Raw genomic sequence first — 16,588 nt, 5'->3', positions numbered from 1 at the left:
GCGCGTAGTCTTGCGGGCATGTTCTTTCCGGGGCCAAAGCTCAACACGCTGTTTGCCAGCCGCTGGAAGGCGTTGCTGTGGGCGGCGGGCGTGCTGTTGACCGCCTATTGCACCGTGCCGTCAGCCGACGAGACCAATGCGGAAGACAACGCGGCGCCGCACGCCGACGGCAAACCCGCGACATCGCCCTGGGCGCGCGATCCGGCGCCGGTCAAATAGGCCGCCCGGCTTACCCGATCAGGCGGCGCAGCGCGCGATTGCTGGGCCGTTCGACCAGACGGAACATCGCAAACGCCACCGCCACCGCCGCCAGCACCGCGACCAGTGTGGCCAGCACACCCAGCGGATCGGGGCCAAAGGCGTGGATCTTGCGGTTCACCGCCTCCAGCACATAAGGGTGCAACAGATAGAGCGAATAGCTGGCATCGCCGACCAGCAGCAGCGTAGTCGGCCAGCGCGCCCGGCCCGCCAGCGCGAGCAGGGCCAGCAACAGGCCCGCGCTGATAATCCCGCTCCACGGCAGCGACCCGGCCAGCGCGTGTTGTGCACCCGCCAGCAACACGCCGAACAGGGCAGCGGCACTCAGCCAGGCAAGCCACGCCGGGATGCGCTGCAGCGCTTCGCCCGCGCGGTGCCAGATCAGCCAGGCGCCGATCCCGCAGGCAAAGTTGAGCACCATCGGCCGCGTCCAGAAATCGAGCGGATCGCCCAGCGGCACGCACCACGGGTGCAACAACGCGGCGGCGATCAGCACACCCAGCGCGATCAGCGGCGCCAGCCGGTTCGAAATTGCCAGGCATCCCGCGAACACGACATAGAAAAGCGCCTCGTAATTGAGCGTCCAGCCCAGGAACAGCAGCGGCATGTCCGCACCATCGGCACGCAGATAGGGCCAGAACAGCAATGATCGCAGCAGGTTGGTGGCGCTGGCATGGGACGCCGGCACCAGCGCGGGCGCCAGCACCGCCAGCGCAAACACCCCGCCCGTCGCCAGCCAGTACAGCGGCACCACGCGCGCCACCCGCCGGGCCAGAAAATGGCGCGGATCGTGCGCGGCGGCATGGCAGATCACAAACCCCGAAATGACGAAGAACAGCTCCACGCCAAAGCTGGCAATGCCGGTCCAGTGGCAATGGAACACCACCACCGCCAGCGCCGCCACCGCGCGCAGCACTTGCAGGCCATCCAGCCGCGCGGGCGCCTTGTCTGCCAAAGTCGGTGTCATCGCCGCTGGCAGTATCAGCGCGCGCCCAACAAACCCTTTACGAACCGCATATTTGAAAGAGTCTGATCGGAAATTCCGGCTTCGCCAAAATTTCCGAAGGCCGCACCGGCCCGCTCCCCCACCCGACCACCCACAGGGTACTGTCGTCGGGCGGTCGGGTGGGGGAGCGGGCCGGTGCGGCCTTCAAAATTCGCTCTTTCGCGAATTTTGAATCAGACCCTAAAACCGGTTGCGCCTGATACCGGAATGCGGCAGCCCCTGCGTCAATTGCCATTGGGAGAGACATCGATGCCGCTGCGCCTGCCCCATTTCCTGATCGCCGCCAGTGCCCTGGCGCTGGTCGGCACACCAGCGCTGGCCGCCGACAAGGTCGAAACAGCGGCGCCCGGCCCCGATGTGATTTTCAAGGAAGGGCAAGTCGAATCGGCAGGCACGGTGACGGTCAAGGGCCAGGCGATCGGCTATACCGCTGTGTCGGGCACGATTGTCGTCCATCCCGACGGCTGGGACGACACCGCCTGGCGCGAACGCGCCGCGCGCGATCCGGGCAAGGCTACCGACGCCCGGCCCGAACCCGATGCCGAAGCCTCGATGTTCTATGTCGCCTATTTCAAGAAGGGTGCGCCTGCGGCCAATCGCCCGATCACGTTCCTGTTCAACGGGGGGCCGGGTTCGGCGACGGTGTGGCTGCACATGGGCGCTTTCGGCCCGCGCCGGGTGCTCACGCGCGATGACAGCCATACCCCGGCGGCGCCTTATACACTGGTCGACAACGATGCCAGCCTGCTCGATGCCAGCGATCTGGTGTTCATCGATGCGCCAGGCACCGGCTTTTCGCGCATTGCCGGCAAGGACAAGGAAAAGGCGTTCTGGGGCATGGATGCCGATGCCCATGCCTTTGCCAGCTTTATCCAGGCGTTTCTGACCCGCCACGACCGGTGGAATTCGCCCAAATACCTGTTCGGCGAAAGCTATGGCACGCCGCGCGCGGCCATGATCGCGGCGCGCCTGACCACCGACAGTTCGGTCGATCTCAACGGCGTGATCCTGCTGTCGCAGATCCTCAACTTCAATCTGTCGGCCGATGGCGCCTCGCTCAACCCCGGTACCGACCAGCCCTATATCACGGCCTTGCCGACATATGCCGCAACCGCGTGGTACCACAACCGCCTGCCCGGCATGCGCCCGGCCGAACTCGAACCGTTCCTGAAAGAGGTCGAGGCGTTTGCCAGCGGCGATTATGCCAGCGCGCTGCAACAAGGATCGCTGCTCGATCCTGCGAAAAAGCGCGCGATTGCCGAACGCATCGCGGGCTATATCGGCCTGCCGGTGGACTATATCCTCAAATCCGATCTGCGCGTCGAAGGCGGACAATTTACCCAGCAATTGCAGATCGGCAGCGCGCTCACCACCGGGCGGCTCGATACGCGCTTTTCCGGCCCGGCGATCGATGTGTTGAACAAGGAGGCCGATTACGACCCGCAATCGGCGGCGATCAGTTCGGCCTATGTCTCGGTGTTCAACGCCTATGTGCGCGACACGCTGCATTACGGGCAGGGCGAAACCTACAAGCCCGAGGCGCCGGTCGGTGCGTTTTGGAGTTTCGACCACCGTCCGCCGGGGCAGACCGACCCGGTGCGCGGCACCGCCAATGTCATGCCCGATCTGGCCACCGCGATGAAATTCAACCCGCAGATGAAAGTGCTGGTGGCCGGCGGCTATTTCGATCTGGCCACGCCGTACTATGAAGGCTGGTACGAAATGCATCACTTGCAGATCCCCGACAGCCTGCAAGGCAACATCGCGTTCCGTTATTTTCGGTCGGGCCACATGGTCTATGCCAATGCCGATGCGCTGCACCAGTTGCACGACGCGGTGGCCGGGTTCATCGCCCAGACCGACAATCTGCCGCGATAGGTCATGCGCCAGAGTCATAAGCCCCGGCACCGGCAGACAATTTATTTTGACGATGGGGCCAAGAATACAGTGGAGTCACAATCCGATCCGGCGCAGCAGTGCACGCCATGACCCGCACCATCACCGAACCCGCCCGCCAGATCGACGTGATCCATGAAACCGACGTGCTGGTGGTCGGGTCGGGGCCGGGGGGCCTCGCCGCCGCGCTGGCGTCGGCGCGGGCCGGAGCGCACACCACGCTGGTCGAACGCTATGGCTGCTTTGGCGGCAACATCACCCAGGTCGGGGTCGAAGGGTTCGCCTGGTATCGCCACCCTGCGACCATCGACAGCGAAGGCATTGGCCGCGAATTCGAGGACCGCGCCAAGGCAATGGGCGCCGCATTGCCCGAACCCCAGTCGATCAGCCACGCGCTCGATGCCGAAGCGTTCAAATATGTCGCCGACGTGCTGGTGGGCGAAGCCGGGGTCCACCCCATGCTGCACCGCATGTTTGTCGCGCCGATCATGGTGGACGGCGAAATTCGCGGGATCGTGACTGAAAGCAAGGCCGGGCGCGAGGCGATCCTGGCCAGGCGGGTGATCGATGCCACCGGTGATGCCGATATCGCGGCCATGGCGGGCGCACCGGTGTTCAAGACCCCGCGCGAAGAGATGATGAGCGTGTCGGTGATGTTCTCGATGTCGGGCGTCGACAAGGCCGGGTTCATCGCCGCGGTCAAGGCCGACCCGCAGACTTATGCCGACTGGGCCAAGGATGGCGAATGGGCGGTGACCACGGCGGGCAAGGAAGACACGCTGTTTTCACCGTTCCTGCGCAAGCCGTTTCAGGCCGCGCACCGCGCCGGGATTCTGCCCGACGGGCTCAAGACGATTGCCGGAACCTGGGGCACGGTCTCGGATCAGGGCGACCTGACTTATCTCAATCTGGTGCACATGACGCGCGACGGCACCGACCCCGATGATCTGACCAGCGGCGAAATCGAGGGCCGCGCGCAGGCGATGCATGCCATCGCCGCGCTGCGCGCGTTCATGCCCGGCTGCGAAAACGCCAAATTGCGCAATTTCGGCATGACGCTGGGCATTCGCGACACGCGCAAGATCGACGCCGTCTACAATCTGGTCGACGGCGATGTGCGCGGACAAGGCCGGTTCGACGATTCGATCGGGATCTTTCCCGAATTCATCGACGGCTATGGCCTGCTGATCATCCCCACCACCGGCCGCTATTTCCACATTCCCTATCGCAGCCTGCTGCCGCGCAGCGGCCCGCGCAACCTGATCGTGGCCGGGCGCTCGATCGGCGGCGACAAAGTCAGCCACGCCGCCGTGCGCAACATGATGGCCTGCGCCGTGGCCGGCCAGGGCGCCGGGGTGGCTGCGGCGGTCTCGATCCGCCAGGGCCGCGATTTCCACGACGTCGACATGCGCACGATACAGGCCGAACTGCGCCGCCAGGGTGCCCGGATCGACTGATCCGGATGGTTTGTGTTCACTGACGTGAACCGCGGGGCGGGTGGTCTGCGTCGCGCATCGCGCGACCCGATATTACAGCGTCTTGGTCACGCCGAAGAACAGTCCGCGCCGAGGGCCGTATGATGGCGCGCCCACGCCGACCCCGGTGCCGTCGCGAATCTCGTAGATCTTGTCGAACAGGTTTTCGACCACCACGCGCACATCGACCCCGCTGGCGACGAACGTGTGGCCGATCGACAGGTTGACGGTGGCATAGCCGGGCAGATGGTCGCCGTTAGGCACATCGGTGCCATCGGGCAGTGTCAGATCGCGGCGCAGCCCCGAACCATAGACCATGTCGGCGCTGATCTTCGAATGCGCCAGCGCGCCCGATGTCCAGTTGTAGGCGGCGCCCGCCGAGCCGGTCCTGGTCTGATCATGGTCGAGATAGATGTAGTGGGTGGCGATGTAATTCAGTTCGGCCTGGGTAAAATTGTACTGGTTGGAATCGATCTGCGTGCCCTGGCCCTTTTGCAGGGCAAAGTTGCCATAGGCGCTGAACCCGGCGTGGTGATAGTTCGCGGTCAGCTCGGTGCCCATCAACCGGCCCTTGGCATAGTTGAACGGGGTCAGGATGATCGGCGCGCCAAACTGGCCTTCATCGACCAGATGCGTGTCGCGCCGCAGATAGCCGTCGAGACCCACGGTAAAGTCGCGTCCGATCTTCTGCTGGATGCCGATGTCCCAGTAATTCTCACGCTGGGCATAAGAGGCATCGTCGGTGGTGACCGCGGGCGCCAGCGTTGTGTTGGCGACTTGCGCGATGTTGCGGCTGGCCACCAGTTCGAACGGCGCGGGCGCGAAATAGCGGGCATAGCCTGCATGTACGGTGGTGCCGGGCGCGGGCGTCCACACCATGTTGACGCGCGGGCTCAACTGACGCTCGTTGCGCGCGCCATCATTTTCGTCGAACCGGGCGCCATAGTTGAGCACCAGTGTGTCGAACACATGCCATTCGTCCTGCAGATAGGCGCTGTAGGTCCGCTGGCTGACGTCGGTGATATAGACCAGCGATTCAGGCGGCCCGTCGATCAGGCCCGCGTCGTTGACCGGAAAGACGTTGCTGTTGGTGTTGCTCTTCGACTGGTCGTGTTCGAACAAGGCGCCGAACCGCAAGGTGTGATGGCCGCTGATCTTGTATGAACCATCGACCTGCCCGCCGAACACGGTGTCCTTCTTGCTGGCCGCCTGGGCCAGACCGTTGAACAGCAGTTCGCCGACATAATCGGGGTGATAATCGAGCGCTGCGAAGCGCGCAAACGCCGAAGCCTGGACCGAAAAGGCCCCCGCGCTGTGTAGCCAGCTCAACGCGCCGAACCCGAAGGTCTGCAATTGCTGTTCGTTGAGATCGGCACTGTTGAAGCTGGTTACGCCGTTGACCGCCACCGGATTGCCATTGGCGTCGGTCTGCGATCCGACCAGATCGGTCGGCCCCGCCGGGTTGGGGATCTGGTAATGCTGGTTGGAATAGCCGCCGGTGAACGCGATGCGGTCGCTGTCGCCGATGATGCGGTCGATATAGCCAAACCCGCTGAACTGTTCGGTGTTGTCGTGCACCGCGGTATAGCTGCTGTTGACGTTGTCGATGCCCAGATCGCTGTGCTTGTAGTCGCCCGACACAAACCACGTCGTCGGGCCCGAACTGCCGGTGATCTGGATGCTGGGCTCGATCGTGTCGTGGCTGCCGCCATAGATCCCGACCGTGGTCTCGTCCTTCAGCCCCGATTTCGTGGTGATGTCGAGAATGCCCGCCGTACGCAGGCCATATTGTGCGGGCAGCGTGCCGGTGACCAGCGAGATCGTTTCGATCAGGCGCGGCGACAAAGTCTGGCCGAACACCGCGATGCTTTCGGGAATGATCACGCCGTTGATGCGATATTGTACGCCGTTGTGTTCATCGCGCACGTGGAACTGGCCGAACTGGTCCTGGCTGACGCCGGGCATCTGCAGGATGATGTCCTGGATCGGCTGGTTGTCGCTGCCCGGCAAGTTCTGGATCGCCGCGCTGTCGAGCGTGTAGGTCGATGCGCCAAGGCTGGGCTTGATGCTTTCGCGCGCATCGTCGAGCCGGTGCGCGGTGACCACGATCTGTGACGAGGCAGCGGGGTCGGCGGCCGCTTGATCGGTGGCATCGGCATGGGCCGCCGGGGCGCCGACCAGCGCAAGAACACAGGCGGCGCGGGCGGATTGCCCCAGAAGGCGTCGGTTAAACTTGATCATACGCTTGGCGTGTTTCCAGATGGCTTGGGCCGATGGCCCGAATTATGTGCAACTGCAATATGGATGTTATAATATAACACAAGCCCCCATCGCGGGAGATTTCGCCGGGACTCGGCAAAGATATATCTTTTCCTCTTGTCAAATTGGGCATCCGATATATCTTAGATGCATTCGAAAGAATCAACCGGAACCCCGCCGTGAACCGTCTTGCTGTCCTGCGCCGTCGTCTCGGTCTGCCGCATCTTCAAGGAATCCCGATGTCCCGTCACCAGATCATCCGCCAACGCCATGACACCCGCCGCCGCACGCTGACCGTCGCCTCGATCGAGGCGCTGGGCGATCACATGCGGCGGATGGTGTTTACCTCACCTGAACTCCACGATTTTGTCAGCGCTTCGGCGGATGATCATATCAAACTGTTCTTCGCCACAGCCGATGGCGAAACGGTGATGCGCGATTTCACCCCGCGCCGGTTCGACACCGCCAAGGGCACGCTGACGATCGATTTCGCGTTGCACGATGCCGGGCCCGCGACGCAATGGGCCGCCGCTGCGCAAGTGGGCGACACGCTGGCGATCGGCGGCCCGCGCGGATCGGCGGTGGTGCCCGACGATTTCGACTGGTACCTGTTGATCGGCGATGAAACCGCGCTGCCCGCGATCGGCCGCCGGGTCGAGGAACTGCGCAGCGGCGTACCGGTGATCACGCTGGGCCTGGTCAACGGTGCGGACGACGAACAGACCTTTGCCACCCATGCCAAATGGACCGGCCATTGGGTCCATCGCGCCGGAACCGACGCCAGCGACACCGATCTGCTGCTCGAAGCCTTGTGGAACATCGCGCTGCCACGCAGCGAAGGCTTTGTGTGGATCGCCGCCGAAACCGCCGTGGCCAAGGCGCTGCGCAGTCATCTGCTCGACCGACTGGGCCACCCGCGCGAATGGCTCAAGGCGGCGGGATACTGGACGCGCGGGCACGCCGATGCGGCCGACAAGGCGCTCGACGGGTAAGCCTATTCGGGTTTTGCTGAATGCCCTTTGCCTGCTAGTCCTTTCAGTGGGACACTAGGCAAAGGGTTTGTAATGATACGCAAAGGGGTCTGCCACCGGGCCGTGGCGATGGCATTCATGCTGGTGCTGGCGCCGCTCGCACAGGCCGCCTCGCCCGAACCGGCGGCGGCGGATCATGGCATGGTGGTCACCGCGCACCGGCTGGCGACCGAGGCAGGGCTCGATGTCCTGCGCCATGGCGGCAATGCGATCGATGCGGCGGTGGCGGTCGGCTATGCGCTGGCCGTGACGTTTCCCGAGGCGGGCAATCTGGGCGGCGGCGGGTTCATGACCGTGCGGCTGGCCGATGGCACCTCGCGGTTCCTCGATTTCCGCGAAACCGCGCCGGGTGCGGCGCGCGCCGACATGTATCTGGATCAGGCGGGCGCGGTGATCCCCGGCAAATCGACGCGCGGCTGGCTGGCGGCGGGGATTCCGGGCACTGTCGCAGGCCTTGAATATGCCCGCACGCATTGGGGCAGCCGCCCGCGCGCCGACCTGCTGGCCCCGGCGATCCGGCTGGCGGGTGAAGGCTTTGTGCTCGACCGCGGCGATGCCGAAATGCTGAACGAGGCGGCTGGCGAACTGGCGAAAGATCCGGCGAGCGCGGCGATCTTTGTCCACGATGGCGGCCATTGGCACGCGGGCGACCGGCTGGTGCAGGCCGATCTGGCCCATGCCTTTCACCTGATCGTCGATGGTGGCCCCGATGCCTTTTACAAAGGACCGATCGGCGCGGCGATGATCGCCGCCAGCCGCGCGCATCGCGGCATTTTCGCGGCGGCCGATTTCGCCGGTTATGCGGTGCGCGACATGAAACCGCTCGAATGCGACTATCGCGGCTATCATGTGATTGCCGCGCCGCCGCCCAGTTCGGGCGGCGTGGTGATCTGCGAGACGATGGGCATCCTGTCGGGCTATCCCATGGCCCGGTTCGGGTTCCATTCGGCCGATGCGACCCAGGTGCTGATCGAGGCGCTGCGCCGTGCCTACCACGATCGCAACGTGATGCTGGGCGATCCCGACTTCATCAAGGTCGATGCCGCCGCGCTGATCGCGCCCGCCTATACCGCACACTTGCGCGACGGGATCGCCATGGACAAGGCCACGCCCTCGCTGGCGCTGGGCGGCGTGACCGCCAGCCCCGAAGGCCACAACACCACCCATTTTTCGATTGTCGATGCCGCCGGGAATGCGGTCTCGGTGACGTATACGCTCAACGACTGGTTCGGCGCGCATGTCGTGGCGCCGGGCACCGGCATCCTGATGAACGATGAAATGGACGATTTCTCGGCCAAGCCGGGCGCGGCCAATCTCTATGGCCTGGTCGAAGGGCCCAACAACGCGATCGCGCCGGGCAAACGCCCGCTGTCATCGATGAGCCCGACGATCGTGACCAAAGACGGGCAACTGGCGCTGGTCATCGGCACGCCGGGCGGCAGCCGCATCCCGACCGGGGTCCTGCAGGTCATGCTCAACATGATCGATTACGGCATGACCCTGACCGAGGCGATCGAGGCCCCGCGCATCCACCAGCAATGGCTGCCCGATGTGACCTATTACGAACGCTATGGCCTGTCGCCCGACACGCTGGCGATCCTGGCCGCGCGCGGCCAGAAAATGGTCGAACACCGCCACGGCAACCACGTCGCGGCGATCGTCGTGGGGGGCCCGCGCATTGCCGGGACCACGCCGCCGCCGGCCGATGACGAAGGGATCGAGATCGCGCCCGCGCGTCTGTTCGGCGCAATCGACCCCAGATTGCCGATGGGATTGGCGCAAGGGTATTGAGCGGCTAAGCTGTCGGCTTATGGCCATGCTGCCGCTTCCTCCGACGCCGTTCTTCGGCAACAAGAACCGTGCGTTCTGGCGCCTGCAATTCCTTGGCTGGGGCGGGGCGATGTTGCTGCGCGCGATGTCCAGCCTGGCCAATGCGGTGCCGTGGTCGTTCCTGATCATCGTGATCATCGCCACGATCACCGGGTTTTCGATCTCGCTGATCCTGTCGGTGATCTATCGCGCGCTGATCAACCGGCGCGCGCTGATCACCTGGGGCGTCACGTCGGTGGTGCTGGCGATTGCGGTCGGGCTCTATGCCTTTATCGATTCCTGGGTGGTCAGTCTTTATCGCATCAACGCCGAATCCAGCTTTGCGCAACTGTTCCTGGGGGTGTTCTATCTCGATCTGACGCTGCTGGGTGCCTGGTCGGCGCTCTATTACGCGATCAATTTCTATATCCAGGTCGAAGAACAGAACGACCAGTTGCTGCATCTGGAAAACCAGGCCACCAGCGCGCAACTGGCCATGCTGCGCTATCAGCTCAATCCGCATTTCCTGTTCAACACGCTCAATTCGATCAGCACGCTGGTGCTGCTCAAACAGACCGAACCGGCCAATGCCATGCTGTCGCGGCTGTCGGCGTTCCTGCGCTATACGCTGATCAACGAGCCCACTGCGCAAGTGACCGTGGCGCAGGAAGTGGAAACGTTGAAACTCTATCTTGATATTGAGCGCATGCGGTTTGAAGAGCGGCTGCGCACCCGATTCGATATCCACGATGCCGCCCGGGCCGCCCTGATGCCGTCGCTGCTGTTGCAACCGCTGGTCGAAAACGCGATCAAGTATGCAGTCAGCCCGCTGGAAGAAGGCGCGGAAATCACCGTCCATGCCGATGTCATCGGCACCGTGCTGCGGATTGTCGTGTCGGACACCGGGCCGGGGCTGGAACCCGATGAAGACCCCGCCGACTTGTTCGGGATCAACCACGATCAGCAACGGCCAGGCACCGTCTCGACCGGGGTGGGGCTTGCCAATATCCGCGACCGGCTGGTGCAGGCCTATGGCGACAGCCAGCGGTTCACCATCTCCACCGGGGCCGATGGCGGGTTTGTGGTGACCATCGAATTGCCGTTCGAAATGCGGGAACCGGCCCCCGCTCCGGCGCGATCTGTTCATCCTGCGCTAAACCCCGCCACCGCATGATGCCAAGTCCCGCCCGGTCCAAGGAAACGCCATGACCATCCGTACTATTCTGGTCGACGATGAAAAGCTGGCCATCCAGGGCCTGCAACTGCGGCTTGCCGCGTTTCCCGATGTCGAAATCATCGACACTTGCGCCAACGGGCGCGAAGCCATACGCAAGATCAAGACCGAAAAGCCCGATCTGGTGTTTCTCGACATCCAGATGCCCGGCTTTGACGGGTTCAGCGTGGTAAAAGGCGTGATGGAAATCGATCCGCCGCTGTTCGTGTTTGTGACCGCCTATTCCGAACATGCGCTCAAGGCATTCGAAGCCAACGCGGTCGATTACCTGCTCAAACCGGTCGATGAAGACCGGCTGGCCGACGCGCTCGACCGGGCCCGCACGCGGCTGGCAGAAAAACGCGGGCTGGAAGAAGTCGAAAAGCTGAAGAACGTGCTGGCCGAAGTCGCGCCCGATGCGATGCCCGAAATGGTCGACGATGGCGAACATGCCGCCGGGCGGTTCGAAAAGCTGATCAACATCAAGGATCGCGGCCAGATCTTTCGCGTCGATGTCGATTCGATCGAACGCATCGAGGCCGCCGGCGACTATATGTGCATCTATACCGGCGACAATTCGCTGATCCTGCGCGAAACAATGAAAGACCTTGAACGGCGGCTTGACCCGCGCGTGTTCCAGCGCGTCCACCGGTCAAAGATCGTCAACCTCGACCAGGTGCGCCAGGTCCGCCCGCACACCAACGGCGAATGCTTTCTGGTGCTGCAATCGGGCGCCGAAGTGAAAGTAAGCCGATCGTACCGCGATGTGGTGGCGCGGTTCGTGCACTGATCACCGGTGCCGTCAATCGACCTGTTCGACGCGCAGACAGGCGATGAAGGAATTGTTGGCACCGACCTGGCGGTGCCAGACCTCGAGCACGTTGTAATAGCGGAAATAGCCCTCGGTATCGCGCGACAGGCCATCGCCACTGCGCGGCAGAAACGCGAAATCGGCCACGAACAGCGGGCGATCCATGTCCTCGCCCGCGAAAACCTCTACCAGCGCCATCACCCGTTTCCTTCATCAAGATCGATCGGCACGAACTGCGCGAACATCTGCGCCGCCTCGGCCAGATCGCGCAAGGGCACATAATCGCACACTTGCGCATAGCGGCCCCACATCGCCAGCACATCGGGATGTTCGTGCGCGCGGGCAATGGCCCCGTCGCACCATTCGAACACTTCGACAATCGTGCCGTCGCCCGCGCGCATCGCCAGCGCCGGACGATCGGTGGCAAGGCCCCAACGGCGCAGATCGGGCACATGATCGCGCACCAGATCGATCAGCGCCACTTCGCACCCCGGTTTGGGCCGGTATGCCACGATCACCATATCACCCATGCCTGTGCTCCTTGTTGTCTCAGTGTCTGACCCGAAACTCGCGTTTCGGGAAGTCGGCACCGGCCCGCTCCCCCACCCGACCACCCACGTAAGTGTATGTTATTGGGTGGTCGGGTGGGGGAGCGGGCCGGTGCCGACTTCCCGAAACGCGCCCTTTCGCGCGTTTCGAGTCAGACTCCCAGGTCCGCCGGGCATGCATTTTACCCCTGTTTGGCATTCCCGCGAAGGCGCGAATCCGGTAGCAGGCCTTTAGTGGCGCGATGGCGCCCGGCCATATGCAACGGGGACCCCATGGCGACGGTCTACAATACCAATCATGACAGTTTCACCCTGCCCGGTTTCGACCTCGATGCCTTTGTCGCGAACACGTTCGCCGAAGATCTTGGCGAAGGGCTGCCCGGCGGCGGGCTGGATGTCACCAGCGCCAGCGTGATCCCGGCCGACGCGTGCTTTGCCGGGGTGATGGACAGCCGCGATGCGATCAGCGTGTGCGGCCTGCCGATTGCCGCCGCGTTCTTCCGCGCGCTCGATCCCGCAGCGGACATCGAACTGCTGGTGGACGAAGGCGCGCGCGTTGCGCCAGGCACCGCGCTGATGCGCATCGCCGGGCAGGCCCGCGCGCTGCTGACCGCCGAGCGCAGCGCGCTCAACACCGTTCAGCACCTGACCGGGATCGCCACGCTGACGCGCACTTATGTCGATGCCATGGGCGATACGCGCGCGCGGCTGCTCGATACGCGCAAGACCATTCCCGGCCTGCGCGTGCTGGAAAAGTATGCGGTGCGCACCGGCGGCGGGCACAACCATCGCATGGGGCTGTGGGATGCGGCGATGATCAAGGACAACCATGTTGCCGTGGCGGGCGGTGTGGGCGAGGCGGTGCGCCGCGCGCTCGGCGCAGGCGTGCGCGAGGTGATCTGCGAAGTCGACCGGATCGACCAGATCGAGCCCGCGCTGACCGCCGGGGCGACACGCCTGCTGCTCGACAACATGGGGCCCGACATGCTGCGCGCGGCACTGGCGATCGTGGCCGGGCGCGTGCCGTGCGAGGCATCGGGGGGCGTGCGGCTCGATACGATCGGCGCGATTGCCGCCACCGGCGTCGATTACATTTCGGTCGGACGCCTGACGCAAAGCGCGCCAGCCGCCGACATCGGCCTGGATTTCACCCCGCTATGATCGCGAAAATCCTCTCCCTCGCCCTGCTGGCCAGCGCCGCCCCGGCGGCACTGGCGCAACCGCTGGCGTGCCAGGCGCCCGATACCGTCGCCGCGCCGCCCGCCGCCGTGCCCGACGGGCCGGTACGCCGCTTGCCGATCACCAGCTATGTCCTGTCGCTGATCTGGGCGCCCGACTTTTGCGAAACGCATGCGGGCGATGCCGATGCCACGTTCGAATGCCATGGCAAGGCCGCGCGGTTCGGCTTTGTCTTGCACGGGCTGTGGCCCGATGCGGCACACGGCACATGGCCGCAATGGTGCCCGGCTGTGCCGCCCGCGACCACCCAGGTGCCCGCCAGCGTGACGCGGCAGATGTTGTGTACCACGCCCAGCCCCGCGCTGATCGCGCACGAATGGGCCAAGCACGGCACCTGCATGGCGGCCAGCCCGCAGGCCTATTTCGCGCAAAGTTCGGCGATGTTCCACGCGCTGCACTTTCCCGACATGGCCGCGCTGGCGAAACGCCCGCACCTGACCGCAGGCGATTTGCGCCGCGCCTTTGCCGAAGCCAACCCGCGCTATCCGCGCGAATCGATCGGCCTGCTGGTGCGCGAGGGGACGGCCCTGCAGGAACTGCACTTGTGCCACGATCGCACGATGCACCCCGCACGGTGCGAGTTGCTTACCCCGCCGGACAGCGCAGAGCTGCGGATTACGCCGCCCGCATCTTAACGCCGCTGGTGGAAGAAACTGCGCAACTGTGCCGCGGCTTCGGCTTCGCCCAGCCCGGCATAGACTTCGGGGCGATGTAGTGCGGTGGGCTGATCGAACACCCGTGCGCCGTGTTCCACCGCGCCGCCTTTGGGATCGGGCGCGGCATAATAGACGCGGGCGATGCGGGCATGGACGATCGCGCCTGCGCACATCGCGCAGGGTTCGAGCGTGACCCACAAGTCGCAGCCATCGAGCCGGTCGCGCCCCAGCGCCTGCGCGGCGGCGCGAATCGCCAGGATTTCGGCATGGGCGGTGGGGTCATGACACTCGCGCGGGCCATTGTGCGCCTCGGCCACGATCGCGCCGTCCTTGACCACCACCGCGCCGATCGGCACGGCATCGTGCACAGCGGCGGCGGCGGCAAGGTCGAGCGCGCGGCGCATCGGTTCGGGCAAGGGCCAGCGAGACGTCATCGAATTGCGCTAGCATGTGCGAAGCCCGTGCGCGAATCCTTGACTTCGCCCGCTGAATCGATATGGGCCCCTTTTCCAGATTCACACCCTACGAACACAAGCGAGTTTTCAGCCATGTCGCGCATCTGCGAACTGACCGGTAAGGGCCGCCAAGTCGGTCACAATGTGAGCCACGCCAACAACAAGACCAAGCGTCTGTTCCTGCCCAACCTGCAGAACGTCACGCTGATGTCGGAAAAGCTCGACCGCAGCTTCAAGTTCCGCGTGTCGACGCACGGTCTGCGTTCGGTCGAACACAACGGCGGGCTGGACAACTGGCTGCTGAAGACCAGCGACGACAACCTCAGCCCGCGCGCCGTCAAGGTGAAGCGCGATCTGAAGAAGGCCGTCGCCACCGCCGCCTGAATTGTCTTGCGCGTTGCCGCGCAAGACAATGAAAAAAAGCCCCGCCTTGGCGGGGCTTTTTGCGTTGGGGATCGGTGTGTCCCGCGGCGGACCAGGGTCGGGGGGGCAGTCAATCCAACCGCGGGACATCCGCCGAATGGCGGCCCCGCGATGAATGCCAGATGACTGCCCCGCCCCGTTACCGGTTCAATACCGTTCAGCCGTGACTTCCAGACGACGGAACCCATGGACGAAGTTGGCGCGCACGCGTTCGACCCCGCCCGTCACATGGACGCGCAGTCGCCGTTCGTGCATTTCCTCCAGCAGCACGCGCAATTGCAGTTCGGCCAGCCGTGCCCCGACACAGCGGTGGATGCCGTGGCCAAACGACAGATGCCGCCGCGCGTTGGCCCGCGTGACGATCAGCTTGTCGGGATTTTCAAACACCGTCTCGTCACGGTTGGCCGACAGATACCACATCACCACTTTGTCTCCGGCGGCGATCTGGTGGCCGAACAAATCGGTATCGGCGGTCGCGGTGCGCCGCATATGCGCCAGCGGGGTAACATAGCGCAGGCATTCCTGCACCGTGTTGGGGATCAGCGAGGGATCGCTTTCGAGAATCGCGCGCTGATCGGGAAATGTGTGCAGTGCGTGGATGATGCCCGACATCGTGTTGCGCGTGGTGTCGTTGCCGCCGACGATCAGCAGCACCAGATTGCCCATGAATTCCTGCGGGCTCATGTTGTTCATCGCGGGCGAATGGATCATCATCGAGATCAGGTCGGGGCTGGGCGCCTGCCCCATGCGGCCCATCCACAACAGGCCGAAATAGCGTGCCATTTCCTGCAGGATGGCATGGCGTTCGTCGGTCAGATCGCGCGCCAGCGTCAATTCGACATCGCCCGCCCAGTCGGACCAGAATGTCAGCAGGCGGCGATCATCCCAGGGAAACCCGAACAGGATCGCCAGCATGCCGGTGGTCAGCTCGATCGAGACTTTGTCGACCCAGTCGAACTGTTCCCCGATCGGCAGCGTGTCGAGCAGATGCGCGGTACGCTGGCGGATCTCGCTTTCCATCCGCACGATTTCGGCCGGGGTGAACGCGGGCGCGACTGTGCGGCGTTGGCCGGTGTGTTCGGGCCGGTCCATTGCGATGAACATCGGCAACTGGCGTTCGGCCAGCACTTCAGGCGGGATATCGGCCGGCGGATCGCCGATGGTGATGCCGCCGTGTTTCCACGACGATGAAAACAGTTCGGGCAGCGACTCGACGTGGAGCACCGCCTTGTGCGAGGTGACGTTCCAGTAATCGCCATAGGGCGTGCCGGTCACTTTGTTGACTGGCGCCTGCGCGCGCATCTGCGCAAAGATCGAGCCCCAAGTGTCGTTCAGATAGATGTCGGACCGGCTGACATCCCAGGGATGGGTGTGCACCGGGCGCGCCTGCGGATTGGCGCGCAGCCATTGTTCGAACGCCTGGTTGGCGGTGGGCGCGGTGCGATAGGTAAAGTCGGCGGCGGGGGCAAGCTGCGTGGCCATCTGGAATCCTCCGGCAGGGGCTTGAAC

Annotated in this window: 16 protein-coding genes; 10 read left to right on the top strand and 6 right to left on the bottom strand. The window is 64.3% G+C overall.

All coding sequences use genetic code 11. The features are described from left to right. Positions 1 to 18 precede the first annotated feature (18 nt). Complete coding sequence (locus tag AQZ49_RS07890; RefSeq protein WP_067614710.1) at positions 19 to 219, top strand: hypothetical protein; 201 nt, start codon at positions 19 to 21, stop codon at positions 217 to 219. A gap of 10 nt (positions 220 to 229) precedes the next feature. Here the strand turns inward: AQZ49_RS07890 and AQZ49_RS07885 are convergent, their stop codons facing one another. Continuing rightward, positions 230 to 1,225: an acyltransferase family protein gene (locus AQZ49_RS07885; protein ID WP_067614708.1), complete on the bottom strand. Its 996-nt coding sequence runs from the start codon at positions 1,223 to 1,225 to the stop codon at positions 230 to 232. Positions 1,226 to 1,513: 288 nt separating this feature from the next. On the opposite strand from AQZ49_RS07885, the gene AQZ49_RS07880 reads away from it, so the two are divergent. Together AQZ49_RS07880 and AQZ49_RS07875 are read left to right on the top strand one after the other, a co-directional pair. After that, the gene (locus AQZ49_RS07880; RefSeq protein WP_067614706.1) at positions 1,514 to 3,142 is read left to right on the top strand and encodes a S10 family peptidase; all 1,629 of its coding nucleotides are present in this window, start codon (positions 1,514 to 1,516) and stop codon (positions 3,140 to 3,142) included. 107 nt (positions 3,143 to 3,249) lie between these two features. Next, positions 3,250 to 4,617 carry an FAD-dependent oxidoreductase gene (locus tag AQZ49_RS07875; RefSeq protein ID WP_067614705.1) on the top strand — a complete coding sequence of 456 codons (1,368 nt, stop codon included), beginning with the start codon at positions 3,250 to 3,252 and terminating at the stop codon, positions 4,615 to 4,617. 72 nt (positions 4,618 to 4,689) lie between these two features. Here the strand turns inward: AQZ49_RS07875 and AQZ49_RS07870 are convergent, their stop codons facing one another. After that, positions 4,690 to 6,876 (bottom strand): TonB-dependent receptor, encoded by a 2,187-nt coding sequence (locus tag AQZ49_RS07870; RefSeq protein ID WP_067614703.1) that lies wholly within the window; start codon positions 6,874 to 6,876, stop codon positions 4,690 to 4,692. Positions 6,877 to 7,133: 257 nt separating this feature from the next. On the opposite strand from AQZ49_RS07870, the gene AQZ49_RS07865 reads away from it, so the two are divergent. From AQZ49_RS07865 to AQZ49_RS07850, 4 genes are all read left to right on the top strand, one after another. Further along, entirely contained in the window at positions 7,134 to 7,886 is a 753-nt protein-coding gene (locus AQZ49_RS07865; RefSeq protein ID WP_067614701.1) for a siderophore-interacting protein, read from the top strand. A 72-nt stretch (positions 7,887 to 7,958) separates the two neighbouring features. After that, the gene (gene ggt, locus AQZ49_RS07860; protein ID WP_067614699.1) at positions 7,959 to 9,716 is read left to right on the top strand and encodes a gamma-glutamyltransferase; all 1,758 of its coding nucleotides are present in this window, start codon (positions 7,959 to 7,961) and stop codon (positions 9,714 to 9,716) included. A gap of 19 nt (positions 9,717 to 9,735) precedes the next feature. Continuing rightward, positions 9,736 to 10,908, top strand: a complete 1,173-nt coding sequence (locus AQZ49_RS07855; RefSeq protein WP_067614697.1) for a sensor histidine kinase — start codon at positions 9,736 to 9,738, stop codon at positions 10,906 to 10,908. Between the two features lie 31 nt (positions 10,909 to 10,939). Beyond that, positions 10,940 to 11,737, top strand: a complete 798-nt coding sequence (locus AQZ49_RS07850; RefSeq protein WP_028641071.1) for a LytR/AlgR family response regulator transcription factor — start codon at positions 10,940 to 10,942, stop codon at positions 11,735 to 11,737. A gap of 12 nt (positions 11,738 to 11,749) precedes the next feature. Here the strand turns inward: AQZ49_RS07850 and AQZ49_RS07845 are convergent, their stop codons facing one another. Together AQZ49_RS07845 and AQZ49_RS07840 are read right to left on the bottom strand one after the other, a co-directional pair. Further along, complete coding sequence (locus AQZ49_RS07845) at positions 11,750 to 11,956, bottom strand: hypothetical protein (RefSeq protein ID WP_067614695.1); 207 nt, start codon at positions 11,954 to 11,956, stop codon at positions 11,750 to 11,752. Beyond that, positions 11,956 to 12,288, bottom strand: coding sequence for a hypothetical protein (locus tag AQZ49_RS07840; protein WP_067614693.1), 333 nt, complete (start codon positions 12,286 to 12,288; stop codon positions 11,956 to 11,958). Before AQZ49_RS07840 ends, AQZ49_RS07845 begins: the two co-directional genes overlap by 1 nt. A gap of 291 nt (positions 12,289 to 12,579) precedes the next feature. On the opposite strand from AQZ49_RS07840, the gene nadC reads away from it, so the two are divergent. Beyond that, the gene (gene nadC / locus AQZ49_RS07835) at positions 12,580 to 13,467 is read left to right on the top strand and encodes a carboxylating nicotinate-nucleotide diphosphorylase (RefSeq protein WP_067614691.1); all 888 of its coding nucleotides are present in this window, start codon (positions 12,580 to 12,582) and stop codon (positions 13,465 to 13,467) included. Then, complete coding sequence (locus tag AQZ49_RS07830; protein WP_067614689.1) at positions 13,464 to 14,180, top strand: ribonuclease T2 family protein; 717 nt, start codon at positions 13,464 to 13,466, stop codon at positions 14,178 to 14,180. Before nadC ends, AQZ49_RS07830 begins: the two co-directional genes overlap by 4 nt. Here the strand turns inward: AQZ49_RS07830 and AQZ49_RS07825 are convergent. Continuing rightward, a complete protein-coding gene (locus AQZ49_RS07825) occupies positions 14,177 to 14,635 on the bottom strand; it encodes a nucleoside deaminase (protein ID WP_197410973.1) in 459 nt (152 codons plus the stop codon). The genes AQZ49_RS07830 and AQZ49_RS07825 overlap by 4 nt on opposite strands. A 114-nt stretch (positions 14,636 to 14,749) precedes the next feature. On the opposite strand from AQZ49_RS07825, the gene rpmB reads away from it, so the two are divergent. After that, positions 14,750 to 15,040, top strand: coding sequence for a 50S ribosomal protein L28 (gene rpmB / locus AQZ49_RS07820; RefSeq protein ID WP_067614685.1), 291 nt, complete (start codon positions 14,750 to 14,752; stop codon positions 15,038 to 15,040). Between the two features lie 186 nt (positions 15,041 to 15,226). Here the strand turns inward: rpmB and AQZ49_RS07815 are convergent, their stop codons facing one another. After that, positions 15,227 to 16,561 (bottom strand): cytochrome P450, encoded by a 1,335-nt coding sequence (locus AQZ49_RS07815; protein ID WP_067614682.1) that lies wholly within the window; start codon positions 16,559 to 16,561, stop codon positions 15,227 to 15,229. Positions 16,562 to 16,588 lie beyond the last annotated feature (27 nt).

The organism is Novosphingobium sp. FSW06-99, from assembly GCF_001519065.1.
Classification (GTDB): Bacteria; Pseudomonadota; Alphaproteobacteria; order Sphingomonadales; family Sphingomonadaceae; genus Novosphingobium.
This window is presented reverse-complemented; position numbering and strand designations above follow the sequence as displayed.